This is a genomic window from Stenotrophomonas sp. 62841_Sma, from assembly GCF_056482945.1.
Map to the genome: position 1 here is coordinate 4,343,806 of NZ_CM151224.1, position 25,346 is coordinate 4,369,151.

Consider the following 25,346-nt stretch of genomic DNA (forward strand, 5'->3'; position numbering starts at 1 on the left):
TCACGTCTGCGGCCACAACACGGCCAGCACCAGCAGTGCGAACTGCACTGCGGTCAGCAGGTACTGGCGCAGCAGCAGGCGACGCATGCCGGCCCAGCGCGCATCCCAGCCGCGCAGCGGCGCGTCGGGCTGCATGCGGCGCAGGCCACTGGCGTGCAGCAGCTGGTCGGTGCGGCGCGCGGCGGCGTCACCCTCCAGGCCTTCATCGCGCAGCAGCTGCAGCAGGCTGGCATCCAGCGCCACCCGCCACGCGTGGTAGATCTGTGCGATGCCCGCGGCAACACTGAGCAGCAACAGGCCGGCGGCAATCATCGCCAGGCCCGGTTCGGTGCCGAGCAGCAGCAACGCCACCAGCAACAGGCCCAGCGACAGCAGCGCCGGCCAACGCCCCTGCCTCAGCAGCAACTGCATGGTCGCCAGATCGGGAACCGTACTCATGCGCGCACTCCCGCTGCAGCAGTGATGGCTTGCAGATGCGCCGTGCCCAGCACGATGCCGGGGCGTGCAGCGCGCACGATCGCCACCGCTGCTTCGGCATCGTCCGCACGGCCACTGCGCAGCAGCCAGGTCGCCACGCTGGCGGCGCTGCGCGAATAGCCCAGTGCGCAGCACACCAGCAACGGTCCGTGCGCACGCAGCCGCTCGATGGCCTCGGCCGCCTCGCGCAACTGGTGCGGCGTGGGCACCACCAGGTCCAGCATCGGCACGCTGGCATACGCCGCGCCCGGTGCACGACAGGACAGTTCGGCACAGGCATCGACCACGCCGACCAAGGGTGCCGGCAATGCAGCGCAGGGAACACGCCCCAGCCATACACCGTCCATCACCGGCACCGGCTGCGGCGCGCGGCGCGTCCACAGCCGCGAATTGATCCAGGCCGCACCCAGGTACGGCGCCAGCAACCAGCGTGCCGCCATGGTCAGGCGACCATCGGCACGCTTCTGGAACACCGCCGTACCGAGCCCCGCATACGCCAACGCCACCAGCAGCAGCGATACCACCGGCCACAGCAGCCACAACGCCGCGCCACGCAGAAGCACCACCGGCACCAGCAATGCAGCGGCCCCCAGCAGGTACAGCGCTGCCAGGCGCCAACGTTTGGCGTCACGCGCGGTGCGCCAGGCACGCAAGGGTGGCGTGCCCTGCTCCGGCCACAGCCAGACACACAGCCAACCGGCCAGCAGGCCGGTCGGGATATCGATGAAATGATGCTGGAATGTGGTCAGCACCGAGACGCCGATCAGCAGCGCCCACACATGCAGTACCCAACGCCACGCCCCATGCAGGTACTGCGCGAATTTCACCCACAGCACGATCAGCAACACGATGTGCAGTGATGGCGCCTGGTTGAACGGCTTGTCGAAGCCCAGCAGCACATCGAACAACCAACCGAACACACCGCCGATCTCCGGCCGCTCGAAACTGAAGCGCAGTGGCCACAGCAGGAAGCAGGTCACCGCGATCAACTGTGCACTGAACAACCGCAACGCATGCCGGTCCAGCTCCAACCGTTGCCGGCACAGGAAGAAGGAAACCGCATAGAACAGATCGATCGACCAGTACGGCACGATCGTCCACGGTACGAACGGAATCTGCGTTTCCCATCCGAACGCCATCACCGGCAGTTCGGCATGGCGGCCGGCCATCCAGTTGGCGAAGCCATAGCTGGCGAAGAAAAATGGGCCCAGCAGGGCCAGCCACAACAGGGCGCGCCGCCAGGGGCGCCCCTCTGCGGCCAGCGGGGATGCGGCGAGCGTCGCCATCACGCGGTCCGGCGCGCCAGCGACACCGTGAAGATGCCGAAGTCGTCGATACGCTGCGCCACCTTCTCGAACCCGGCCAGGCGCACCAGCTCGTCCATTTCCTGCTGGGTACGGCGGCGCATCACCCACGCGGCGCCGCCACGGTGGCTGGTCAGTGCGCGTGCGATGAACTCCAGCTGCGGGTGCCACGGCTGGCCGGTATAGGCCAGGTAGCCGCCCGCCGGCACCGTCGCAGCAATGCCCTGCAGCGAGCGCAGCACCGCATCGTTGTCGGGGAACAGTTCGTACAGGCCCGATACCACGGCCAGCGTCGGTGCTGGATCGACCTTGGCCAGCTGTGCCGGGTCGAACGCATCACCCTGCTCGAAGCGCGCGATGTCGGCCGCCCCCAGGCGCTCGATCAAGGCCTGACCCTGGGTGACGTTCAGATCACTGAAGTCGCGCAGCACGATGCGCTCGGCGCGCTGTTCGCCCTGGCCCAGCGCTTCCAGCACGTAGCGGCCATGGCCGGCAGCCACGTCCAGCACGCGCACCGGCGTGCCCTGCCCGCGCAGGCGCTGGGCAGCGTCGCGCAGCAGTTCCTGCAGGTGCTGGCCGCGAATGCGGATGCCGCGCCAGCCGATCGCATCCAGATAGTTGCGATCGACCATGCGCCCCAACGGGCCCTTGCCGCGCGCCTCATCGCGATAGATGTAGTCGAGCGTGCTGCCCGAATCGAATCCGGTCTGCAGACCCAGCGCGATGCCTTCGGACAACGTTCCGCCGAAGCGCAGGCCGCCACGTACCACGCGCCAGCGCAGGTCGGCCAGGCCGTTGCGTTCCGGTGGCCAGGCCAGGATCTCCGATTCCTCGAAGGTCGGCCCATGGCGATGCGCGTCGCGCCGTGACAGCTCGCGCAGCGGCTCGGCAAAACGCGCCTGGATGAAGCTGCGGATGCGCGCCAGTGCCGGCGCGCGATCACGTTCGCCCAGCGTGTCATGGAAGAAGCCCGGTAGGTGCACGCGCTCCTTGATCGGGCTGGACAGGCGCTCGTAGAAGCGGTCCTGCGGGCCACGGTGCACGACGAAATCCGAGCCGGACACCAGCAGCTGCACCGGTACACTGATCGCCTGCGCATCGGCCACGATGCGGTCGGCCGCCTCGTACAGGCCCAGCAGCACGCGCACCGAGATCGGCCGGGTGATCAGCGGGTCGGTACGATAGCTTTCCACCCGCGCCGGGTCATGGGTCAGCCACTGCGGCTTGACGTAGCTGTTGACGAAGAAATTGCCGCGCAGCTTCTGCATCAGCGCCAGGCCCGGGCGTGCGAACGGCACGTACAGCTTCACCTTGAACGCCGGCGAAGCCATCACCAGCGCGCGCAGGCGTGGTGCATAGTCGTGCACCCAGGTGGCGGCGACCACCGCCCCCACGCTCTGTGCGATCACCACGATGTCCTGCACCGCGATACCGTGCTCGGCACCGATGTGGGCGATGAAGCTGTCCAGATCACGCACCAGCGCCGGGAAGCCCGGTGCATCGCCACGCGTACCCGGCGAACGGCCATTGCCGCGCGCATCCCAGGCGAAGAAGGCGGTGTCGGGCAGGTCCAGCTCATCGACCAGGTGGGTGACCCGCCCGGAGTGCTCGTGGCCGCGGTGCAGCAGCACGATGGCCTTGGTGGCCGGCGTTGCAGTGGTGCCCGCCCAGTACCGGTAGAACAGCGGTACCTGGTCGAAGCTGTGGAATTCCCGTTCCTGCGCCTGACGCATGCAATCTCCTGATTGTCTTTTTGTATCTGCTTGATTAATTCGGCGAAACCGCCGCTTCCCGCAGTCCGCGACGGACGCGATTGATCATCGTCAGCACGCACAGCACCGCCATGGCCGCGGCCACGCCAGTGACAGTCATCGCAGCCCCCCAGCCGAACGCCAACAGCAGGCCCAGCACGCCGATGACGAACGCGCGGTCGCTCTTGCCCATCGGGCCGTCATAGCGGCGGCTGGCACCGACCATCAGCCCCAGCACCCCGGTGTACTCGCTCAGGGCCGCCGTCCAGGCCAGCAGCCACAGCGCTTCCGGGCGCACGCCCGGCACGCTGAGCAGGCTCAGGTACAGCGCCGCGTCGGCGATCACATCGCACAGCTCGTTCAGATAGGCGCCCAGCCTCGACTGCTGGCCGAACTCGCGGGCCAGCATGCCATCCACCGCGTTGAGCGCCATGCGCAGCAGCATCCACAGCGGCAGCAGCAGGTACAGCAGGGGCTGGGCAGGCGCGCAGCACCACACGGCAACGGCCACCAGCAGCGAAACCACGGCGGCGGCCACGGTCACCGCGTTGGCGGTGATCCCCATGCGGTACAGGCCGCGTACGGCCGGACGCAACAGGTCCTGGAAACGTCCTTTCAGTGCATAGATCGACACGATCTGTATCCGCTGGTCCTTGGCAGTGCGGCCACAGCCTACCCCATCAAATACGGGTACCGGCAAGTTCCGCCGGGCCCAGCCAGTCCTGCCATGGCAGCTGCGGATCGATATGGCGGCGCAACCAGACCGCGTCATGGCTACGCTGCATGGCATTGCGCACCGCCTGCACGGCCCGCTCCCGCGCCCCAGCATCGGCGAACCCCGCCTGCAGCGCCAGCAGCCGGTACACACCGCCGGGCGAGCGCTGGAAGTGGATGATGCCGCCGGCGGGCAGCACGATGGCGCCCTCATCCAGGCCATCGGCGTACAGATACAGCTCGAACGGGTCCAGCCAGTACTGCGCATGCATCACCTGCAGCAGTTCGGCCACGCTCGGTGCGCGCCGGTAGGGCGCGATGGCATCGCCATACCAGCACTTGTCGTCGTCCAGGTAGACCTTGAACTCCAGCCGCCGCCAGCGCCGGCGTTCACGGCGCTGCACCTCCCAGGACAGGATCTCGGCCTGCTCACCCCAGCGCTCGGCGGCTTCAGCCTGCAGCGTCGGTACATCGGCCGAGGCGCACCAGGCCGCGGCCTGGCCACAACGCGCGTGGCGCACATAGCGGGCCAGGAACAGCAGCGCCCCTTCGGCATCGAGGGCGGCCTGCAGGCGCTTGGCGACGGTCATGGGGCGGCATCCTGCACACGGGGGACAGGCGGCACCGTGCCGTGCCCGGCGATGGCTGACAAGCCCGCCAATCGTGCCCATCACGGTCAAGCCGGCCTTGAACGCGGCGAATCTGCTCCTGCGGCACCCGCCACCGGCCCCCACCGCCTACAATATCGGCCCCGCTCCGCTGCCGATTCTGTCCCATGACTGCCGATCTGTTGCCCGTCCGCCGGGCCCTCCTCTCCGTTTCCGACAAGACCGGCCTGGTCGAGCTGGCCACTGCGCTGGCCGCACGTGGCGTGGAACTGCTGTCCACCGGCGGCACCGCAAAAGCCATTCGCGACATGGGCCTGGCCGTGAAGGACGTCGCCGACGTCACCGGTTTCCCGGAGATGATGGACGGCCGGGTCAAGACCCTGCACCCGATGGTGCACGGCGGCCTGCTGGGCCGTTCCGGCCTGGATGATGCGGTGATGGCCGAGCACGGCATCGGCGCCATCGACCTGCTGGTGCTGAACCTGTACCCGTTCGAATCGGTCACCGCCAAGGCCGACTGCACCCTCGCCGACGCGGTCGAGAACATCGACATCGGCGGCCCGGCGATGCTGCGTTCGGCAGCCAAGAACTTCGCCCGCGTGGCGGTGGCTACCGATCCGTCGCAGTACGCCGAGCTGCTGGCTTCGCTGGAGGCCAACAACGGCCAGCTGTCGGCTGCCACCCGCTTCGCGTTCTCGGTGGCCGCGTTCAACCGCGTCGCCCAGTACGACGCCGCGATCAGCAACTACCTGTCGGCGGTCACCGCCACCCACGCTGCGGTGCCGGCGCGTACCGAGTACCCGGCACAGATGAACTCCACCTTCGTGAAGGTGATGGACCTGCGCTACGGCGAGAACCCGCACCAGAGCGGCGCGTTCTACCGCGACCTGTACCCGGTGCCGGGCACGCTGGCCACCTTCCAGCAGCTGCAGGGCAAGGAACTGAGCTACAACAACCTGGCCGATGCCGACGCGGCGTGGGAATGCGTGCGCCAGTTCGATGCGCCGGCCTGCGTCATCGTCAAGCACGCCAACCCGTGCGGCGTGGCCGTCGGTGCCGGCAACGGCGATGCCTACGAGCTGGCCTACGCCACCGACCCGACCAGCGCCTTCGGCGGCATCATTGCCTTCAACAAACCGCTGGACGCCGCCACCGCCAAGGTGATTCTGGACCGCCAGTTCGTCGAAGTGCTGATCGCCCCGGACTACGAGCCGGCCGCGCTGGAATACGCGCAGAAGAAGGCCAACGTGCGCGTGCTGCGCATCCCGCACGGCGATGGCCTGAACAACTTCGACAGCAAGCGCGTCGGCTCGGGCCTGCTGCTGCAGTCCTCGGACAACCGCGGCATGACCCGCGACGAACTGAAGGTGGTCAGCAAGCTGGCGCCGACCGACAAGCAGTTCACCGACCTGCTGTTCGCCTGGAAGGTGGCCAAGTTCGTGAAGTCCAACGCGATCGTCTATGCCAAGGACAACCGCACCATTGGTGTCGGCGCCGGCCAGATGAGCCGCGTGTACTCGGCCCGCATCGCTGGCATCAAGGCCGCCGATGCGAACCTGGTGGTCGAGGGCTCGGTGATGGCCTCCGACGCGTTCTTCCCGTTCCGCGACGGCATCGATGCCGCTGCCGCCGCCGGCATCAAGGCGGTCATCCAGCCGGGCGGTTCGATGCGCGATGCCGAAGTGATCGCCGCCGCCGATGAACATGGCCTGGCCATGGTGTTCACCGGCGTGCGCCACTTCCGCCACTGATCCGCTCACGAGGTATCCATGGATAATGCAGCATCCAGACTTCTTGACATCCTGTTGCGTGCGAAGCAACTACCCCCATCCAATCCATGCCTGCACAATTGGAAGGTTCTGTTTGGCATTGATCACGATCATGAAGTCCCAGAACACATTGGTGCGTTGCTGTCGCTTTCTGGCGAGGCTGCGCGACAGATCGTGGAGCTTCACCCTGATTGCACCGCAGGCGTCGATCACTGGCGCTCCAGACTGACAGCCGCGATGTCTATGGCAACCCTCCAGTCGTCTTGGAATGACTTTTTCAAGCATGTGGATTCCCATTCCATCACCTACCTGAAAATGCAGGCAAAATTGGTGAATGGCGAACGCCGGACTGCGAAGCTTGACGGGGACCGCCTGGATCACGCCCTGTCCGCTCTGCGGACTTCACTTGATGACATTGTTGCATCAGAGCTCGCGCCAGAAGCGAAGATCATCCTCTTGGAGAGGATTCGGTCTTTGATTGCTGCAATCGAGAACTATGGCATTGTCGGGCAGGAAGCAATATTTGATCTACTTAAGGCAACCGCTTTCGATATAAGCACCCTTAAGGACGCAGGCGAAACTATGCCGAACTCCAATGCGCTGAGGGAAGGCCTTTCGATTCTTGCTGACCTGATGACAGTGGCAAGCAGCATTCCTGCAATTGCCCCTCCGGCGCTCGCTTTGATCGAAAGGATAGTGCAGTAAAGTTCACCGCCGCCGTCTCTGGCAGCCGTGTTGCCAAGCGGCCGGTGGGTATCGACTGACGACCATTGGGAGATTTCACTGCCAATGACAGTATTGGGCAAGGCAGGGACAACGTCATGATCAAAAACCACGGCGAGCTGATCCTTTATCGCACCGAGGATGGTCGGACGGCCATTCATCTGCGTGCCGAAGACGGCACAGTCTGGTTGACACAAGGCCAGCTGGCTGAGCTTTTCGACACCACCAAGCAGAACGTCAGCCTTCACATCCGGAATGTCCTGCAGGATGGCGAACTACAAGCCGACGGAACCGTCAAGGATTACTTGACAGTTCAAACCGAGGGCAAGCGCACAGTCAGCCGATCGATTCAGCTGTATCGATTGGAGATGATCCTGGCGGTCGGCTTCCGCGTCCGGTCGCCCCGAGGGAGCCAGTTCCGCCGATGGGCCAGTGATACCCTGTCCGAGTATCTGGTCAAAGGCTTTCTTCTAGACGACGAGCGGCTCAAAGACGCCGAGCGTGCTGACTACTTCAAGGAACTCCTGCTCCGAATCCGTGACATCCGCAGCACGGAGAAGCGCTTTTATCAGACGTTGCGTGACCTTTTCAAAATCAGCAGCTCCGACTACGACGGCACCGCCTCCACCGCTAGAACGTTCTTCGCCACCATTCAGAACAAGCTGGTCTACGCAGTCACCGGCCGCACCGCCGCCCAACTAATCGTGGAACGCGCATCCCCCGACGCGCCCCACATGGGGCTGACCAACTGGGCAGGCGAAACACCTCGTAAATCGGATGCCGTCATCTCCAAGAACTACCTACTCCAGCCAGAACTTGAACAGCTCAACCGGTTGGTCTCTATGTTTCTGGACTTCGCTGAGGATCGGGCGGAGAGACGAATCGAAACCCGTATGTCGGACTGGATCAAGCAGACCGATCGCTTCCTTGATTTCAATGAACGCGCCATTCTCGACGGCCCCGGGCGAGTATCCAAGCAGCAGATGGAGACCATCATCACAGAACGTTACGCTGCGTTCGAAGCAACACGACGTGCATCCGCAGTGAAGGCATCTGAACACGAAGCTGAGCTTGATATCAGGAAGCTCAATGCAGAGGTAGCGCTCTTGGCTTCCGACAAGAAGCCCATCTGAATGATTTGCTGTTTTCAACCATGTTTGTCTCCCAGGATCTCCTCTCAATGAAAATCCTTGTCATCGGCTCAGGCGGCCGCGAACACGCCCTGGCATGGAAGCTGGCCCAGTCCTCCCGTGTCACCGAAGTGATCGTGGCGCCCGGCAACGCCGGCACCGCCAGCGAAGACAAGTGCCGCAACGTGGCGGTGAAGGTGACCGATATCGACGGCCTGCTGGCGTTGGCGCAGGCCGAAGGCGTGGCGCTGACCGTGGTCGGCCCGGAAGTACCGCTGGTGGCCGGTGTGGTCGACCGCTTCCGCGCCGCCGGCCTGCGTATCTTCGGGCCGACCGCCGCTGCCGCGCAGCTGGAAGGCAGCAAGGCCTACGCCAAGGACTTCCTGGCCCGCCACAACATCCCCACCGCGTTCTACGCCGTGCACACCGAGGTGGACGCCGCGCTGGCCTACATCCGCGAGAAGGGCGCACCGATCGTGGTCAAGGCCGATGGCCTGGCCGCCGGCAAGGGCGTGATCGTGGCGATGACCCAGGTCGAAGCCGAAGACGCTGTGCGTGACATGCTCTCGGGCAACGCCTTCGGCGATGCCGGTGCCCGCGTGGTGATCGAGGAATTCCTCGACGGCGAGGAAGCCAGCTTCATTTCGATGGTAGACGGCGTTCATGCGCTGCCGATGGCCACCTCGCAGGACCACAAGCGCGTCGGCGACGGCGACACCGGCCCGAATACCGGCGGCATGGGCGCCTATTCGCCGGCCCCGGTGGTCACCCCGGAGGTGCACGCCCGCGTGATGCGCGAGGTGGTGAACCCGACCGTGCAGGGCATGATCGCCGACGGCATCCCGTTCACCGGCTTTCTTTACGCCGGCCTGATGATCGATGCCAGCGGCGCGCCGAAGGTGATCGAATTCAACGTGCGCTTCGGCGATCCGGAAACCCAGCCGGTGATGCTGCGCCTGCAGTCGGACCTGGTCGAGCTGGTGGAAGCCGCCATCGATGGCCGGCTGGATCAGGTGGAAGCACACTGGGATCCGCGCCCGTCGCTGGGCGTCGTGCTGGCCGCGAAGCCCTACCCGGAAGCACCGATCACCGGTGACGTGATTTCCGGCCTGGATGATGTGCCGGCCAGTGCCAAGGTGTTCCATGCTGGCACCGCGCTGGATGCACAGGGCCAGGTGGTCAGTGCCGGCGGCCGCGTGCTGTGTGTGGCGGCGCTGGGCGACAGCGTGCGCGACGCGCAGGCCAATGCCTATGCAGGCGTGGCCAAGGTGACCTGGGCCAATGAGTTCCACCGCAACGACATCGGCTGGCGGGCGATCGCACGCGAGGGCTGAGGCCCACGCGATAGCAGAGCAGCCACGCATGGCGTGGCTCTACTGGAATCAGCAGTAGATCCACGCCATGCGTGGATTGAACGCCTCGGAAAAACAAAGGCCCGGCAGAACCGGGCCTTTGCTTTACAGGACTGCTTCGAGTCCCTTCCGATCAATCAGGTTAAGCAACTTCAGTGACGGTCCGCTGGGCTTCTTTTCGCCCTGCTCCCAGCTGCGTACGGTGGAAACGCTGGTATTGAGAACTCCCGCAAAGACCGGCTGACTGAGCTGCAATGACGTACGCAGGGCACGTATCTGGGCACTGCTGTACTCAGGCACCGGCTCAAGGCAAAGCGCTTCGTAGCTGCTCAATCGACGTTTATCGATGAAACCATGCGCGTGCAGACTCACAGCGGCATCATGCACCGCTTCAAGAAGCGCACTTTTCGCGCGCCGTCGCTCAGGGGTCTTCGTCATGGTCGATCTCCTGTAGATCCCCGTACTCCACGGCACGATTCAACTGCGCCGCACTCATTTTCAGGAACTCCGATGCGTACAACTGCAGCGCATCGCGTTCCGCATTCGTGATCGCAGCACGCTCATTCTTCTCGTAGCCGAAAAGTAAGAACCAATGCCCGCCTCGCTGTGTGGCGACGATGATTCGAACGCTCCCACGCTTTCCTCGCCCCGGCAAGGCAACGCGCTTCTTGAAGATTCCGCCGCCAAGATCAGCATCCACCAGACCCGCTTCCATTTCACGTACCGACCGGTACAGCGCAGCGTCGGACAGGGTGGTCCTGCGCATGCTGCGATTGAAACTTCGTGTGAGGAAGACGCGTGGCATGATCATACCGTGCCACTGCGTGGTACAGCGTGAACATCAGCATCCAGCACATGATCAGGTCGGCGCAACCACCGTCCTGGCGTCAGAATAGAGCCACGTCATGCGTAGCTAAGCCCCACAAACGAAAAAGGCCCGGCACTGCTGCCGAGCCTTTCACAATTGCGACGCCTTTCCGCTTATGCGGTGAACAGCGCCTTCATCTTCTTCAGCGCGTTCGCTTCAACCTGGCGGATACGCTCGGCCGACACGCCGTATTCGTCAGCCAGTTCCTGCAGGGTCACCTTGCTGTCCGCATCCAGCCAGCGGCGGCGGATGATGTCGCGCGAGCGCGCATCCAGCTCGGCGAGGCCTTCGCGCAGCAGCTGCATCTGGTTGTCTTCGCTGTCGGCACGTTCGTAGGCCATCGACGGGTCTTCGTCGTTGGCAACCAGGTACGCAGCCGGCGACGGCGGCGCGTGTTCGTTGTCCTCGTCGGTCGGCGCATCGAAACCGATATCGCGACCGGACAGGCGCGACTCCATTTCCATGACCTCGCGCTCGGACACGTTCAGGTCCTTCGCCACCGCGCTGACCTCAGCCGCGTTCATCCAGCCCAGGCGCGTCTTCGACTTGCGCAGGTTGAAGAACAGCTTACGCTGCGCCTTGGTGGTGGCGACCTTCACGATGCGCCAGTTCTTCAGGATGAACTCGTGCATCTCGGCACGGATCCAGTGCACGGCAAAGGAGACCAGGCGCACGCCCATGTCCGGGTCGAAGCGCTTGACCGCCTTCATCAGGCCGATGTTGCCTTCCTGGATCAGGTCGCCCAGCGCAAGGCCGTAGCCGTTGTAGCCGCGGGCCACGTGCACCACGAAGCGCAGGTGCGAATGCACCAGCTCGCGGGCGGCGTCGAGATCGTTGCCGTCGCGGAAGCGACGGGCCAGGTCCTGTTCGTCATCGACCGACAGCACCGGAATCTGGTGCACGGCACCGATGTAGGCGTCCAGCGAACCGAGCGCACTGGGAATCGGGAGATTGTTTGCCACAAGGGCAGTAGAGGTGTTCTGGCTCATAGGCACCCATCTTAGCAGTCCGGCATTTGGACTGCTAAAGGAGGAAAAAGTTCCAGCATCCTATTGATGCAACACTGGTCCCAAACAGAGCCCTACCGTAGCGCGATTTGATGACAGTGGCGAGCACGCTTTTCGGGATTCACAATCCCTTGGAATTCAATCAATTACCTGCTGGAAACCGGCCGATTCCGGTCAAGCGGAGCTGAACGGGCCGTTCTTGAGGCCCATTCAGGCCAGAAGACGTTGCCGGGTGTTCAGGCCCGAAGGCTGAGGGCCGCACCTTTACTACTAAGAAACCCGTTGACAGCCATCCGGCGACATGCTCCGATGCATCAACTAATTCATACGTAGAAGCGCATGGCCCGCCCTGTCTCGCAGAATCCCACCCCCGCCGAGCAGGCCATCCTCGACATCCTCTGGGACAAGGGCGAAGCGTCCGTCCGCGATGTGGCGGATGTGCTCGGCGAACACAAGCCGGTCGCGTACACCACGGTGCTGACCATGTTCAACGTGCTGGCGAAGAAGGGCTTTGTCAGTCATCGCCAGGAAGGTCGCGCCTACATCTATCACGCCACGCTCAGCCGCGAGCAGGCCCGCCGGCAAGCGCTCGACCATCTGCTGCATCAGTTCTTCGACGGCTCACCGAACGTGTTGGCACAGCACCTGGTGGACGAACGCGAAATCGACCGCAACGAACTGCAGGCACTGCAGCAGCGCATCAGCGATGCCAGGGCCGGGAGGAAGGAATGAACCTCATCGACATGGCGATGGCACTGGGCCTTCGGCAGTTGCTGTTGTCTGCCGTTGTGCTGCTGCCCGCACTGTGGCTGGCACGGCGGCGGGCCCTCAGTGCCGAACAGCGCTCCTGGCTGCTGACCGCCGCGATGGCAGCGGCCCTGCTGTTGCCGCTCAGCGCCTTCCTGCCGGGCTGGTCGACCACCCTGCCTGCACCGGCACCGCCCGCCGCCGCGTTCCACCCCCTGCCCGGCGAAGGCGCAACGGCGGGAGAGGCCATCTTCGAAGCTGGACGGCAGCCCGACATCTATTACGTCGAACTACCGAAGACCCTGCCGACAGTGCTTGCAGTGGTGTGGCTGCTTGGCACCCTGTGGCTGGGCATGCGCCTGCTGGACGCGATGCTGCACGCGCGCCGGCTGCGGCGGCTGGCACAACCGGCGTCCGCCGGACTGCGCGCGGCCCTGGCCGACATCGTGCCCGCCCACGTGACGATCGCCACCTGCGCCGTCGTCGGGCCGATGGTGGTCGGCCTGTGGCGCCCGCAGATCCTGCTGCCCCGCCCCTTGCTGGCACGGCTGGACAACAACGTGCTGCGCGACATCGTCCGCCACGAGGTTGCACACCTGGATCGACGCGATCTGTGGACAAGCACGCTGCTGCGGGCGGGAACAGCACTGTTCTGGTGGAATCCACTCCTGCACCTTGCCCAGGCACGCCTGGCGCTACTGCGCGAAATGGCCTGTGATGCACGCGCTGCGATGCAGGCACGCGAACCGCTGGACTATGCAGGCTCGCTGCTGGCCGGTATCGAACAGCTTCAGGCCCTGCGCGAAGAGGCGCCGACGCTTGCACTGGGCATGTTCAGTGCACGCAGCCAGCTGGCGCAGCGCATCGACCAACTGCTGGACGCCCCGTCGTACGCCCCTCGGCGCCGCAGTCTGTTGATGCTGGGCCTGCTGCTTCTGCTGGCCTGCGTCGGCACCGCGGTGGCTGTCTCACCACGACTGGCCTCACCAGCGGCCAGCACCTCCGATACGCGCGTCAACACTCTGCTCCAGGCCGCCAGCACGCATGACGTCGCGCAGGTGCGCGCGTTGGCGGTGGCGGGCGTCGATCTCGATGCGCGCGTGCTCGGCGATGGCACGGCGCTGATCCAGGCCATCCGCGCACGCGATCCGGTGATGGTCGACGCCCTGCTGCAGCTGGGAGCCGACCCTGATCGCGCTGCGCTGGGCGAAGGCAATCCGTTGATCGTCGCCTCCGCGCTGGGCCTGCAACCCATCGTCGAGCAGCTGGTGCAGGCCGGTGCAGACGTCAACCGGGTCGTGACCTATGACGAGACGCCGCTGATCAATGCCTCGCGCGAAGGGCATCTGGTCACCGTGCAGTACCTGCTCGCGCACGGCGCCGATATCAACCTGGGGGTGGAAGCCGACGGCTGGCTGGGCCGCTGGCGGACACCGTTGAACCAGGCCGGCACCGCGGCCGTACGCGATTACCTGCTGACGCAGGGCGCCCGCCGCGAACGACGCTGACTCCGCCGCCGCATCGCCCTCTGCGCTGCGGCGGCAACCTGTTCCACCCGCAACGATCGGACGCGGCAGGCGTGCGTGGCAACGCCTGCGCCGATCCCAACCCTCTTCCACTCCCGCAAGGATGTCGATGATGAACCGCCTGTTGCTGTGTTCGCTGCTGGTCTGCCTGACCCCGTTCCACGTGATGGCCACTGACGCCAGCGCAGAAGACGCTGCGCGCTTTGCCCAGGCAATGGCCCATGGCCTGCGCCCCAGCACCGCGCAGCTGGGCGCGGCGCTGCCGCAGTGGTCGATCGAGGAACGCCTTGCCCATTACAAGGTGCCGGGTGCCGCCGTTGCGGTGATCCGCGATGGCAAGGTGGTGTACGCCGCCGGATACGGCCTGCGCCAGGCGGGCACGCACGACGCGGTGGATGCCGATACCGTGTTCTCGGTGGGCTCGGTCAGCAAGATGGGCGCTGCGGCGACCACCCTGAAGCTGGTTGCTGCCGGCAAGGTCTCGCTGGAGGAGAACATCGATCCACGCCTGCGCCGCTGGCATGTGCCTGCCGATGCGCAGGGACTGCACCCGCCGATCAACCTGCGCATGCTGCTGTCGCACACCGCCGGCTTCAATGTGCATGGCTTCCAGGACTACCAGCCCGCCGAACGCTTGCCGACCTTGCTGCAGACACTGGATGGACTGGCGCCTGCAAAGAATGAACCGATACGCCTGATCCACGCGCCCGGCCAGCAGGTCGACTATTCCGGTGGCGGCTACACGGTGGTGCAGCTGGCGATCGAAGACCTGACGGGCAGAGCATTCGCCGACGTCGCACGTCGCGAGGTGTTCGCGCCACTGGGCATGTCCCGCAGCACGTACCAGAGCCCCTTGCCTGCCGGCTACGGCAACGTTGCCCATGCGCACGACAACAAAGGCCTGCCGGAGGCCCTGCCACGCGGCTGGCAGAGCTTTCCGGAACAGGCGGCGTCCGGGCTGTGGACCAGCGCCAACGACATGGGCCTGTTCGTCGCGGCCCTGCTGCGCAGCATCCGCACCAAGGATGGATGGCTGCCGCAGTCATTGGCCCTGCAGATGGTCAGCGAAGTGGCGCCGGCCGGTCGTGGCCTGGGACCGGAGCTCGCCGGCAACGGCGCCAGTCGCCGCTTCTTCCACAATGGCAGCAATGACAGCTATCACGCCGGCATCGAAGGCTACCCGGAGAGCGGCGATGGATTCGTCATCCTGACCAATGGCGACAACGGCCCCGCACTGCGCGGGGAGATCCGCAATGCCCTTTCCGACGCACTCGGCCACAATGCCAAACCAGTCATCCGCACGCTTGACCCGGCGCTTCTGCGCGACAGCTACCCAGGTTTCAGCGGCCACTTCGTACTCGATGGCGCGCTGCCGATGGACGTCCGCGGCGGTCTCGCTGACTGGTTCGAAGCCACGACGTTGGACGTACAGGCAGGCCAAGCGGGACTGGAACTGCGCCTTCCAGGACGGGGCAAGGCCGTCATGCTCCAGGCACTGACCCCTGTTCGCTTCCTCGCCGGCAGCGTAGGTGCGGAGCTGCTGTTCCACCGTGGTGGCGACGGCACGGCCCAAGCCCTCAGCGTGATCGCCGAAGGCGCGCGTGCCTACTATCGGCGCGCGGATATCGCGCCAGCAGCGGGCCATTGATCCATCGCTGGCGGCGCCGGGCTACTGCCCGGCCCGCTCAGAGCGCCGAACGCGGCGGCAGCGACCAGTCGATCGGGGCCTGGCCGCGGCGCTGCAGGTACTCGTTGGCCATCGAGAAATGCTGGCAGCCCAGGAAGCCGCGGTGGGCCGACAGCGGCGACGGGTGCGGCGACTTCAGCACACGGTGGCGGCGGGTGTCGATGACCTTGCCCTTCTTCTGCGCGTACGCGCCCCAGAGCATGAACACCAGGCCGTCGCGTTCGCGGTTGAGCACATCCACCACGTGGTCGGTGAAACCTTCCCAGCCACGCCCCTGGTGGGCACCGGCCTGGCCCTCTTCCACCGTCAGCACGGCATTGAGCAGCAGCACACCGCGCTGCGCCCACGGGATCAGGCAGCCATGGTCCGGACGCGGGATACCGAGATCGCTCTCGATCTCCTTGTAGATGTTCAGCAGCGACGGCGGCACCGGCACTCCGGGCGCCACCGAGAAGCTCAGCCCATGCGCCTGACCGCGGCCGTGGTACGGGTCCTGGCCGAGGATCACCACCTTCACCTGCTCGAACGGCGTGGCATCGAACGCAGCGAAGATCTGCGGGCCGGGCGGGAACACCGCCGCACCGCTGGCCTTGCGCTGGCGCAGGAAGCTGGACAGCTCGCGCATCTGCGGCTGCATCAGGTAATCGCCGACATGCTGCTTCCAGCTCGGCTCGAGCTGGATCGTCGGGGTGCCGGCTACTTCATCAATCATCACGCCACTTCATCGAATCAGGGGTCCATCGTTCAACCGGGCCAGGCGCAGCTGGAACAGCACCTTGGTGACCAGCAGGCGCTCTTCGATCGGCTTGAGCACCAGGTCGTTGGCACCGGACTGCAACAGCCCGGTCTGGTTGTGCGGGTTGCCATCGCCGGTCATCACCAGCACCGGCAGGCGACGCTTGCCGTAGCCGAAGTCCACGCGCACGCGCTGCACCACGTCGCGACCGCTCAGTTCGCCCTTCAGGGTGACGTCGGTCAGCACCAGGTCGATGCGGTGGCGACTGCGGCCCAGCGACTCGGCAGTGAGCAGGGTGAACGCCTCTTCGGCGCTGACCACGTGCAGCACGTTCAACTGCTGGCGTTCCAGCATGCGCTTGGTAGCCTCGGCGACCACGCGGCTGTCCTCGATGTAGAGGATGGTGGCGCCGGGAATGGTCTGCGGCTGCACGTAGCCGCGGATGAAGGTCGCCAGTGCCTCGTGGCCCAGCGCCTTGTCGAAATAGTCGGTGACGTACTCGGTGAAGCGGCGCTGCTCCAGATGCTGCTGGGCATCGCCGGAGACCACGATCACCGGCACATAGGCCTGGCCTGCGGCTTCGCGGACCATCCGCGCCAGTGCCAGGCCGTCGCCATCACGCAGGGTCAGCGAGGTGGTCACCAGATCCACCGGGCCCTGCGCCAGCGCCAGCTGCGCATCCTCGATGCTGTCGCAGCCGATCACTTCCACGCCCGGCAGGTCGCGCTGCAGGACGTCGGCGATCAGTTTGCGGACCAGCTTTGACCCATCGACCACCATCACCCGCGTCGCGGGCCCATCAAGGTGCTTCAGCGCTTGCGGTTGCATGCCGGTCTCAGGTGTCGGTCGGGCGGGTCTGGCGAAGGAAGTGGCCGGTCACCAGCCACGCGCCCAGCCAACCCAGCAGCAGCGTGCCGAGCAGGACCAGGCCGCCATGCAGCAGGTCCAGGCCGTGCAGCACGAACGGGCTGCCGTAGCTGCGGGAAAGTTCAGCCAGCGGCACGCGCAGTGCGGCACCGGCGGCGCCGATCAGGGCCAGCGCCACCGCACCGGCACCCAGGCCGTACCACGCGCCCAGGTACAGGAACGGGCGGCGGATGAAGCCATCGCTGGCGCCGAGCAGCTGCAGCACGCCGATCTCTTCGCGGCGGGCCTGGATGTCCAGGCGCACGGTGTTGCCGACCACCAGCGCGGCGCCGACGCCGAGCAGCACCGACAGCACCTGCACCAGCCTTGCACCGAACGCCAGCCAGGCATCCAGGCGCTGGCGCCACAGCGCATCGTGCTGCACCAGGTCGGCCTCGGGCAGGCTTTCCAGCGCGCGCGCCAGGCGTGCGTCGTCCTTGCCCTGGCCCGGAGTGATCACCAGCAGCGAGGGCAGCGGGTTATCGTTGAGTGCATCGATCGCCTCGCCGAGGCCGGCATCGCGCAGTTCCTGCAGGCCCTGCTCGGGCGTGCGCACGTTCACTTCGGCCACGTCATCGCGATCGCGCAGCTGGCCGGCCAGGCGCAGCGCGCCGGGACCATCGACGTTGCCCTTCAGGAACACGTTGATGTCGCGCGACTGCTGCACGCTGCCGGCGAACTGCTTGAGGTTGTCCAGCGCGATCGACAGGCCCAGCGGCAGGGCCAGCGCCAGCGCCATGACCATCACCGTCAGCAGGGTCGCCCACGGCTTGCGGCAGGCGCGGCCGAGGCTGAACACCACGCTGTGCACGTGGTGCTGGAACCAGACGCCCACACGCGACGGGGCGGCGGCTTCGCTGTTTTCGTTCTTCGCCATCGATTACTCCGCCAGGTCCTGCGGCGAGATGTCATCCACCAGCCGGCCGTGGTCAAGGATCAGCACGCGCTTGCGCATGCGGCGCAGCAGCGGCAGGTCGTGACTGACCACCAGCACGCTGGTGCCGCGCGCGGGCAGCTCGGCGAACAGGGCCATGATCTCCGCCGCCAGGGTCGGGTCGAGGTTGCCGGTCGGCTCATCGGCCACCAGCAGCTTGGGCTCACCGACAATGGCGCGGGCGATGCCGACGCGCTGCTGCTCACCGGCCGACAGCTGCGAGGGCAGTGCCTTCTCGCGATGCCCCAGGCCCATCCGCTCGAGCACCGAGCGCACACGCTTGTTGATGTCGCTACGGCGGGTGCCGCGCAGGATCAGCGGCAGCGCCACGTTCTCGGCAATAGAGCGGTCCATCAGCAGGCGGTGGTCCTGGTAGACCGCGCCGACCGCGCGTCGATGGCGGGGCACGTCGCCACCGCGCACCTTCAGCAGGTTGCGCTCGTCGAACACCACCGCGCCGCGGCTGGGCCGCTCGTCCAGGTGGATCAACTTGAGCAGGGTGCTCTTGCCCGCACCGGAATGGCCGGTGACGAACAGCATCTCGCCCGGCGCGACCTCGAAGCTGACATCGGTCAGCGCCTCGTGGCCACCGGCGTACTGTTTGCTGACATTGTCGAAGCGCAGGACACTCATGCCCCGATTATGCAGGAGCGGCGCGACGGATCGGTAGCGCCATCGGTAGTGCCGGCCGCTGGCCGGCAGCTTCGTGGGTTGCCGGCCAGCGGCCGGCACTACCCTGCCCCATGGGGCACCACCATCGGCGGATCAGCTGCCCGACAGCATCCGGCGGATCTTGCGGCCGATGCGGGTCAGGAACGAATCGCCGGTATCAGCAGCCGTGCGCACCGGCTTGGCCACCACCTGCACCGGGGTGACCGGGCTGGCGCCATTGCCGGCGGCGTTCTGCACACCCTCGGCACCTTCGACCGGACGGCCGTGGCGACGACGACGGCGCTTGCGCGGCTTGTGCTCGCCGTCCACCGCACCTTCCGGTGCGCCTTCAGCACGCGGCGGGCGCGGCGGACGCGGGGCCTGCGCGGCAGCGCCTTCGGCACCGGCGGCCGGGGCGGCAGCGCCCTGCTCGCCTTCCACGCGCGGCTTGCGCGGGCCACGCGAACGGCGCTCGCCGCTGCGCTCACCGTCGCGGCCACCGCGGCCACCACCACTGCCGGAACGGCCGCCACTACGGCCACCGCCACGGCGCTCTTCCTCGGCAGCGCGGGCTTCGCGCGCTTCGCGGAAGATCTGGCCGACGCTTTCGTTGTCCTCGCCTTCCTCGCCCGCAGCCGGGGCCGGGCGTTCCGGGCGCGGCAGCGGGGTCAGCAGTTCCTTGGTGACCGGCTCGGACGGAATCTTCTGCTCGATGTAGGCCTCGATGTCCGGCAGGCCCATCGCATAGCGTTCGCAGGCGAAGCTGATCGCATCGCCCTCTTCGCCCAGGCGCGCGGTACGGCCGATGCGGTGCACGTAGTCTTCGGCGTCGAACGGCAGGTCGTAGTTGTAGACGTACTTGATGCCATCGATGTGCAGGCCACGCGCGGCCACGTCGGTGGCCACCAGGATTTCCAGCTGGCCCTTCTGGAAGCGGTTGAGCAGGCTCTCACGCTTCTTCTGCGGCACGTCGCCGGACAGCACGCCGACGCGGTAGCCGGCCTTTTCCAGCGAACGGGCGACGCGTTCGACGAACACCTTGGTGTTGACGAAGACCATGGTGCGCGCGCCTTCGCTGCGCGACAGCAGGCCCAGCAGCAGCGGGATCTTCTCGTCGTCCGCCGGGAAGTAGATGCGCTGGCGCACGCGCGCGGCGGTGATGGTCTCGGCTTCAACCACCAGCTTCTGCGGTTCGTTCATGTGCTCGTAGGCCAGCTCCAGCACGCGGTGGCTGAGGGTGGCACTGAACAGCAGGGTCTGGCGGGTGGTGCGCTCGGGCATGCGGCGCAGCAGGAAGCGGATGTCCTTGATGAAGCCCAGGTCGAACATGCGGTCGGCTTCGTCCAGCACGCAGATCTCGCAGGCGTGCAGCGAGACCACCTTGTGCTGCTTCACGTAGTCGATCAGGCGGCCCGGGGTGGCGATGATCACGTCCACGCCCTGCTGCAGCAGTTCGCGCTGCTTGTCGTAATCCACGCCGCCGTAGACCAGAGCGAAACGCAGGCCCAGGTCGGAACCGAACTTCACTGCATCCTTGTGGATCTGGATGGCCAGTTCGCGGGTCGGGGCGAGGATCAGCGCGCGCGGATCCTCCGGCTTGCGGTCGGCCAGGGCCGGACGCGTCAGCAGGCGGTTCACCACAGCGACCAGGAAGGCCAGGGTCTTGCCGGTGCCGGTCTGGGCCTGGCCGGCAACATCACCACCGGGCAGCGCGACCGGCAGGGTCAGCGCCTGGATCGGGGTGCAGCGGGTGAATCCGGCTCCTTCAAGGCCGGCCTGCAGGGCCGGATGCAGCTCGAAGGAGGAGAAGGTCAAATCGGTCAGCGGTTTGTCGCTCATGAGTCCGTCTTGGTATGGCCGCCGGCCCGTGGGGCGGCTGGCACTTCATCGTCTAGGGGCACCGTCGCAAACTGCGGCCCCTGCGGCGGGTTGGCAGGCTGGGACCACCCGGTCCGCGCGCCGCACAATGCCCCAGTTTAACGCACTCGGGCCGGCAAACCGGAATGAGCTGTCTCATAAAGTCAAGAGACGGCACCCTTCACCCAGCCACACCGGACTTGAACGGCCCTGCCAGGGCCGCTGGTGTCGCCCGCTGCCAGCCCCATGTACAGGAAGACAGTGAAATCCGACACATACCAGGCATCGAAGCGATCACGATACGCTGGGTTCCAGCCGGCGCCTGTCCCCGCCCTGCGATAGGGGTACACTGCCGGCCGTGAGCGTCCAGGCATCCCGCCGAACGCACCGCGGCAGTGCGCCGCGAGGCAACGACGAGGGTCGCGCCACCGGGCATGGCCCAGTTCACCCACCTCCGGCATGGCCGGGTGCAATCCAAGACGAGAAACCAAGATGAGCGACAAGGTTGTACATGTCGGCGACGCCGACTTTGATAGCGCAGTGCTGAATTCCAAGGAACCGGTGCTGGTCGATTTCTGGGCCGAGTGGTGTGGCCCGTGCAAGATGATCGCCCCGGCGCTGGACGAACTGGCCGATGCCTACCAGGGCCGCGCCAAGATCGCCAAGGTCAACGTCGACCACAACCGTGCGCTGGCCGCCAAGTACCACGTGCGTTCGATTCCGTACCTGGTCGTGTTCAAGGACGGCGAGAAGGTCGGCGAGCAGATCGGTGCGGTGGGCAAGGCCCAGCTGGCCGGACTGCTGGACAAGGCCCTGGCCTGATCCTGCTGTTCTCCGGCAGCCGCCGACCGCGGCTGCCGGCGGGCGCCCCGCGCCCATGATGAATGCTGTTCCCGGCGACCCTTGCGTGGCGCCGCAGGCCGATGATAGTGTCGGCATATCCGGCCGCGTTCGCGTGCCGCACCCTCTGGACGCAGTTTCTTCCAGACCCATTCCCAACGTTCGCCGCCCCAGCCGGGCGCTCGCACCTTCAAGCGAGGAATAACGCTCTTGTCCGATAACACTTCCGAAACCGGCAGCGCCGATGCGCCCGCCGAAAAGCGCGTGCGCAAGCCCCGCGTGAGCAAGGCCGCCGCTCCGGCAGCCGCCGAAACCAGCGCCGCGCCGGCGCAGCCGACCCTGCCGCTGGCCGCCGCGCCCGAGGCACCGGCTGCTGCCCCTGCACCGAGCGCGCCCGCCGCCGAGGCCCCTGCCAGCAGTGGCGGTGGCGAAGGCGGTGAGGGTCGCGAATCCGGCCAGCCGCGCCAGCAGAACCACCAGGGGGGCGGCCAGAACCAGGGCCAGAACCCGTACAACCAGAACGGCCAGCAGGGCCAGGGGCAAGGTCAGGGCAACCGCCGTGACCGCTTCCGCAACCGCCGCGACCGTGACCGCAACAACCGCTTCCGCGACGATGGCCTGCCCAACGACGGCGGCGAGCAGCAGCCGTTCGTGCCGCGCCCGCACGCCAACGTGCCCGAGGGCTTCCCGGTCTACTCGCTGAGCGACCTCAAGCGCATGCCGGCACAGAAGCTGCTGGAAATCGCCGAGCAGCTGCAGATCTCCGAAGGCGTGGCCCGTGCCCGCAAGCAGGACGTGATCTTCGCCCTGCTGAAGGTGCTGACCCGCCACGGTGACGGCGTCGCCGCCGACGGCGTGCTGGAAATCCTGCCGGACGGCTTCGGCTTCCTGCGCGCGGCCGAAGCCAGCTACCTGGCCGGCCCGGACGACACCTACATCTCGCCCAGCCAGATCCGCCGCTTCAACCTTCGCACCGGCGACCACATCTCCGGCCGCATCCGCTTCCCGAAGGACGGCGAGCGCTACTTCGCGCTGAACATCGTCGACACCATCAACGGCGAGCCGATCGAAGCGTCGAAGAACAAGGTGCTGTTCGAGAACCTGACCGCACTGTTCCCGCGCCGCCGCTTCACCCTGGAGCGCGGCAACGGTTCGTCGGAAGACATCACCGGCCGCATCCTCGACCTGATGGCCCCGCAGGGCAAGGGCCAGCGCTCGCTCATCGTGTCGCAGCCGAAGGCCGGCAAGACCATGATGATGCAGCAGGTCGCCACCGCCATCACCACCAACCATCCGGACGTGCACCTGATCGTGCTGCTGATCGACGAGCGCCCGGAAGAAGTGACCGAGATGCAGCGCACCGTGCGCGGCGAGGTCATCAGCTCGACCTTCGACGAGCCGGCCGCGCGCCACGTGCAGGTGGCCGAAATGGTCATCGAGCGCGCCAAGCGCCTGGTCGAGCACAAGAAGGACGTGGTGATCCTGCTCGACTCGATCACCCGCCTGGCCCGCGCCTACAACAACGTGGTGCCGAGCTCGGGCAAGGTGCTGACCGGTGGTGTCGACGCCAACGCCCTGCACCGCCCGAAGCGCTTCTTCGGTGCCGCGCGCAACGTGGAAGAAGGCGGCAGCCTGACCATCATCGCCACCGCGCTGGTCGATACCGGCTCGAAGATGGACGAGGTGATCTACGAAGAGTTCAAGGGCACCGGCAACAGCGAAGTGCACCTGAGCCGCCGTATCGCTGAAAAGCGCGTGTTCCCGGCCATCGACATCAACCGTTCCGGCACCCGCCGCGAAGACCTGCTGATCGAACCGGAGCTGCTGCAGAAGATCTGGATCCTGCGCAAGCTGCTGCATCCGATGGATGAAATGGCCGCGATGGAGTTCCTGCTGGACAAGATGAAGAACACCAAGTCCAACGACGAGTTCTTCGGTTCGATGAAGCGCTGATCCCTGGCGCTGCATCAGAAGAAACCTGCCGCTCGCTGCGGCAGGTTTTTTTTTGCCTGCAGGGCGACGCACTTCACTTCGTTCGCGCCCGCTTTTGGCGATAATCCGCGCGATACCCTGCCCGGCCCCCGTGGGCCCTGCCACCGATTCCCGCTGTCGCCCCTTCCGGAGAACCGGTCGGGTCCAGCCTCCTGCCGGATCCGTCGACGCATGCGAACGCTGTCTCCCCGCCTCAACCTGGGCAAGCTGATCCTCGCCCTGGCCCTGCTCAGCGCCATCATCGCGCTGGCCAACACCCTGCTGGCCAGCTACCGGGTGCAGCGCGACCAGCTGGTCGGCAATACCCTGGAAGCCAACCGCGTCTACGCCACCAAGCTGGCCGAGACCACCCAGAACTTCCTGCTGGCCGCGCAGCAGCAGCTGGCCTATGCCGCGACCCGCCTGGGCGAGGACGACCTTGATCCGAAGCAGGCCCAGGATGAAGCCAGCCGCCTGCAGCTGCAGTCCAGCAGCTTCAACTCCTCACTGGTGGTGGACGCCGACGGCCTGGTGATCGCCACCTCGCCGCAGACCCTGCAGCTGCAGGGTGAGGTGCTGCACAGTGTCGGCAACAACGCGGCACTGGCGGCGCGCCAGCCGATGATCAGTGATCCGTACCAATCGGCCACCGGCAAGCTGCTGGTGTCGCTGTCGCACCCGATCTTCGACCGCCAGGGCCGCTATCGCGGCTATGTCAGCGGCACCCTGTACCTGCGCCAGCGCAGTGCACTGCACACGCTGCTGGGCAAGCACTACTACCGCGACGGTTCCTACCTGTACGTGGTGGACCGCAATGGCCGCCTGCTGTACCACGCAGATGGCAAGCGGGTGGGTGACTACGTGGTCGGCAACCCGGCGGTGAAGGCCGTGGTGCGCGGAGAACGGGGCGCACAACAGGTACGCAACAACCGCGGCGTGTCGATGCTGGCCGGCTATGCACCGGTGGCGGCCACCGGCTGGGGCATCATCGCGCAGCGCCCGACCGAGGCCACCCTGCAGCCGCTGTCGCGGTTGATGACCGCAGTGATCTGGAATGCGATTCCACTCGGCCTGCTGTCGCTGCTGGTCACCTGGTGGTTCGCGCGCCGCATTTCGATGCCGCTGTGGCAACTGGCGCGCAACGTGCAGGGCGGCGAGGACACCGGCAACGCGATCAACCACGTCAGCGGCATCCGCGCCTGGTACTTCGAGGTCGCCCAGCTCAAACAGGCGGTGCTGCACAGCTTCAATGCGCTGCAGGATCGTATCGGCACGCTCAACCGTGCCAGCCGCACCGACCCGCTGACCGGACTGCTCAACCGCCGCGGGCTGCAGCAGGCGCTGGATGCGCTGCAGGTGCAGGGCATTCCGTTCGCGATCCTGGCGCTGGACATCGATCGCTTCAAGTCGATCAACGACAGTTACGGGCATGACGTCGGCGACAACGCCATCGTCCACATCGCCGACCAGATGCGCCGCTACTCGCGCGACAGCGACATCCTCTGCCGCGCCGGCGGCGAGGAGTTCCTGCTGCTGCTGCCGGGCATCAGTACTGAATCGGCCCGCCAGGCCGGTGAACGCCTGCGCCAGCACATCGCCGACCATCCGTTCGAACCGGTCGGCACCATCACCGTATCGCTGGGCGTGGCCCACTTCCCCAGCTTCCATGTCGACGCAGAACAGGCGCTGCGGCTGGCCGACAAGGCCCTGTACATGGCCAAGGAACAGGGCCGCAACCGGGTGGTGGTCTACCCGTACGCCGACTGACGCGGAGCCGGGCTGCCCGGC

General features: G+C 66.3%; 23 protein-coding genes. 10 read left to right on the plus strand and 13 right to left on the minus strand.

Annotated elements, in window-relative coordinates:
• From ACZK5G_RS20260 to ACZK5G_RS20280, 5 genes are read right to left on the minus strand one after another with little or no spacing between them, the layout of a single operon-like run.
• Window positions 1-438 carry a hypothetical protein gene (locus tag ACZK5G_RS20260; RefSeq protein ID WP_478464577.1) on the minus strand — a complete coding sequence of 146 codons (438 nt, stop codon included), beginning with the start codon at window positions 436-438 and terminating at the stop codon, window positions 1-3.
• Entirely contained in the window at window positions 435-1,763 is a 1,329-nt protein-coding gene (locus ACZK5G_RS20265; protein ID WP_478464578.1) for a phosphatase PAP2/dual specificity phosphatase family protein, read from the minus strand. The genes ACZK5G_RS20260 and ACZK5G_RS20265 overlap by 4 nt, the downstream gene beginning before the upstream one ends.
• Window positions 1,763-3,514 carry a bifunctional alpha/beta hydrolase/class I SAM-dependent methyltransferase gene (locus ACZK5G_RS20270; RefSeq protein WP_478464580.1) on the minus strand — a complete coding sequence of 584 codons (1,752 nt, stop codon included), beginning with the start codon at window positions 3,512-3,514 and terminating at the stop codon, window positions 1,763-1,765. The genes ACZK5G_RS20265 and ACZK5G_RS20270 overlap by 1 nt, the downstream gene beginning before the upstream one ends.
• 34 nt (window positions 3,515-3,548) lie before the next feature.
• Entirely contained in the window at window positions 3,549-4,166 is a 618-nt protein-coding gene (locus ACZK5G_RS20275) for a CDP-alcohol phosphatidyltransferase family protein (protein ID WP_197615969.1), read from the minus strand.
• A gap of 46 nt (window positions 4,167-4,212) precedes the next feature.
• Complete coding sequence (locus tag ACZK5G_RS20280; RefSeq protein WP_248858373.1) at window positions 4,213-4,836, minus strand: hypothetical protein; 624 nt, start codon at window positions 4,834-4,836, stop codon at window positions 4,213-4,215.
• A 185-nt stretch (window positions 4,837-5,021) separates the two neighbouring features.
• Here ACZK5G_RS20280 and purH point away from each other — a divergent pair, with 185 nt between their 5' ends.
• The 4 genes from purH to purD all read left to right on the plus strand — a co-directional run bounded on the left by purH (window position 5,022) and on the right by purD (window position 9,810).
• Window positions 5,022-6,605 carry a bifunctional phosphoribosylaminoimidazolecarboxamide formyltransferase/IMP cyclohydrolase gene (purH, locus tag ACZK5G_RS20285; RefSeq protein WP_478464583.1) on the plus strand — a complete coding sequence of 528 codons (1,584 nt, stop codon included), beginning with the start codon at window positions 5,022-5,024 and terminating at the stop codon, window positions 6,603-6,605.
• 18 nt (window positions 6,606-6,623) lie between these two features.
• The gene (locus tag ACZK5G_RS20290) at window positions 6,624-7,328 is read left to right on the plus strand and encodes a hypothetical protein (protein WP_182266796.1); all 705 of its coding nucleotides are present in this window, start codon (window positions 6,624-6,626) and stop codon (window positions 7,326-7,328) included.
• Window positions 7,329-7,444: 116 nt separating this feature from the next.
• Window positions 7,445-8,479: a virulence RhuM family protein gene (locus ACZK5G_RS20295; protein ID WP_182266797.1), complete on the plus strand. Its 1,035-nt coding sequence runs from the start codon at window positions 7,445-7,447 to the stop codon at window positions 8,477-8,479.
• Window positions 8,480-8,526: 47 nt separating this feature from the next.
• A complete protein-coding gene (purD, locus tag ACZK5G_RS20300) occupies window positions 8,527-9,810 on the plus strand; it encodes a phosphoribosylamine--glycine ligase (protein ID WP_478464584.1) in 1,284 nt (427 codons plus the stop codon).
• A gap of 123 nt (window positions 9,811-9,933) precedes the next feature.
• Here the strand turns inward: purD and ACZK5G_RS20305 are convergent, their stop codons facing one another.
• From ACZK5G_RS20305 to rpoH, 3 genes are all read right to left on the minus strand, one after another.
• Window positions 9,934-10,266, minus strand: a complete 333-nt coding sequence (locus tag ACZK5G_RS20305; RefSeq protein ID WP_019338970.1) for a helix-turn-helix domain-containing protein — start codon at window positions 10,264-10,266, stop codon at window positions 9,934-9,936.
• Window positions 10,250-10,633: a type II toxin-antitoxin system RelE/ParE family toxin gene (locus tag ACZK5G_RS20310; RefSeq protein ID WP_183080207.1), complete on the minus strand. Its 384-nt coding sequence runs from the start codon at window positions 10,631-10,633 to the stop codon at window positions 10,250-10,252. The genes ACZK5G_RS20305 and ACZK5G_RS20310 overlap by 17 nt, the downstream gene beginning before the upstream one ends.
• A gap of 176 nt (window positions 10,634-10,809) precedes the next feature.
• On the minus strand, window positions 10,810-11,685 hold the full coding sequence (rpoH, locus tag ACZK5G_RS20315) for an RNA polymerase sigma factor RpoH (RefSeq protein ID WP_032129545.1): 876 nt from the start codon (window positions 11,683-11,685) through the stop codon (window positions 10,810-10,812).
• Window positions 11,686-12,042: 357 nt separating this feature from the next.
• Between rpoH and ACZK5G_RS20320 the strand changes: the two genes are divergently transcribed.
• The 3 genes from ACZK5G_RS20320 (at window position 12,043) to ACZK5G_RS20330 (ending at window position 15,624) form a co-directional block, all read left to right on the plus strand.
• Window positions 12,043-12,435, plus strand: coding sequence for a BlaI/MecI/CopY family transcriptional regulator (locus ACZK5G_RS20320; RefSeq protein WP_032129544.1), 393 nt, complete (start codon window positions 12,043-12,045; stop codon window positions 12,433-12,435).
• Window positions 12,432-13,958 carry a M56 family metallopeptidase gene (locus ACZK5G_RS20325; protein WP_478464586.1) on the plus strand — a complete coding sequence of 509 codons (1,527 nt, stop codon included), beginning with the start codon at window positions 12,432-12,434 and terminating at the stop codon, window positions 13,956-13,958. The genes ACZK5G_RS20320 and ACZK5G_RS20325 overlap by 4 nt, the downstream gene beginning before the upstream one ends.
• 130 nt (window positions 13,959-14,088) lie before the next feature.
• On the plus strand, window positions 14,089-15,624 hold the full coding sequence (locus tag ACZK5G_RS20330; RefSeq protein WP_235202899.1) for a serine hydrolase domain-containing protein: 1,536 nt from the start codon (window positions 14,089-14,091) through the stop codon (window positions 15,622-15,624).
• A 37-nt stretch (window positions 15,625-15,661) separates the two neighbouring features.
• On the opposite strand, the gene ung is transcribed toward ACZK5G_RS20330, so the two are convergent.
• The 5 genes from ung to rhlB form a co-directional block, all read right to left on the minus strand.
• Window positions 15,662-16,375: a uracil-DNA glycosylase gene (gene ung / locus ACZK5G_RS20335; protein ID WP_049400766.1), complete on the minus strand. Its 714-nt coding sequence runs from the start codon at window positions 16,373-16,375 to the stop codon at window positions 15,662-15,664.
• Between the two features lie 9 nt (window positions 16,376-16,384).
• Window positions 16,385-17,227 carry a response regulator gene (locus ACZK5G_RS20340; protein WP_478464589.1) on the minus strand — a complete coding sequence of 281 codons (843 nt, stop codon included), beginning with the start codon at window positions 17,225-17,227 and terminating at the stop codon, window positions 16,385-16,387.
• A 7-nt stretch (window positions 17,228-17,234) separates the two neighbouring features.
• Window positions 17,235-18,182 (minus strand): permease-like cell division protein FtsX, encoded by a 948-nt coding sequence (ftsX, locus tag ACZK5G_RS20345; protein WP_087923798.1) that lies wholly within the window; start codon window positions 18,180-18,182, stop codon window positions 17,235-17,237.
• Window positions 18,183-18,185: 3 nt separating this feature from the next.
• The gene (ftsE, locus tag ACZK5G_RS20350) at window positions 18,186-18,872 is read right to left on the minus strand and encodes a cell division ATP-binding protein FtsE (protein ID WP_032129538.1); all 687 of its coding nucleotides are present in this window, start codon (window positions 18,870-18,872) and stop codon (window positions 18,186-18,188) included.
• 132 nt (window positions 18,873-19,004) lie between these two features.
• Window positions 19,005-20,729 carry an ATP-dependent RNA helicase RhlB gene (gene rhlB, locus ACZK5G_RS20355; RefSeq protein ID WP_032129537.1) on the minus strand — a complete coding sequence of 575 codons (1,725 nt, stop codon included), beginning with the start codon at window positions 20,727-20,729 and terminating at the stop codon, window positions 19,005-19,007.
• A 510-nt stretch (window positions 20,730-21,239) separates the two neighbouring features.
• On the opposite strand from rhlB, the gene trxA reads away from it, so the two are divergent.
• The 3 genes from trxA to ACZK5G_RS20370 all read left to right on the plus strand — a co-directional run bounded on the left by trxA (window position 21,240) and on the right by ACZK5G_RS20370 (window position 25,325).
• On the plus strand, window positions 21,240-21,569 hold the full coding sequence (trxA, locus tag ACZK5G_RS20360; RefSeq protein WP_005411275.1) for a thioredoxin: 330 nt from the start codon (window positions 21,240-21,242) through the stop codon (window positions 21,567-21,569).
• A 228-nt stretch (window positions 21,570-21,797) separates the two neighbouring features.
• A complete protein-coding gene (gene rho / locus ACZK5G_RS20365) occupies window positions 21,798-23,540 on the plus strand; it encodes a transcription termination factor Rho (RefSeq protein ID WP_029379723.1) in 1,743 nt (580 codons plus the stop codon).
• Between the two features lie 210 nt (window positions 23,541-23,750).
• On the plus strand, window positions 23,751-25,325 hold the full coding sequence (locus tag ACZK5G_RS20370; protein ID WP_032130287.1) for a sensor domain-containing diguanylate cyclase: 1,575 nt from the start codon (window positions 23,751-23,753) through the stop codon (window positions 25,323-25,325).
• Window positions 25,326-25,346: the final 21 nt, after the last annotated feature.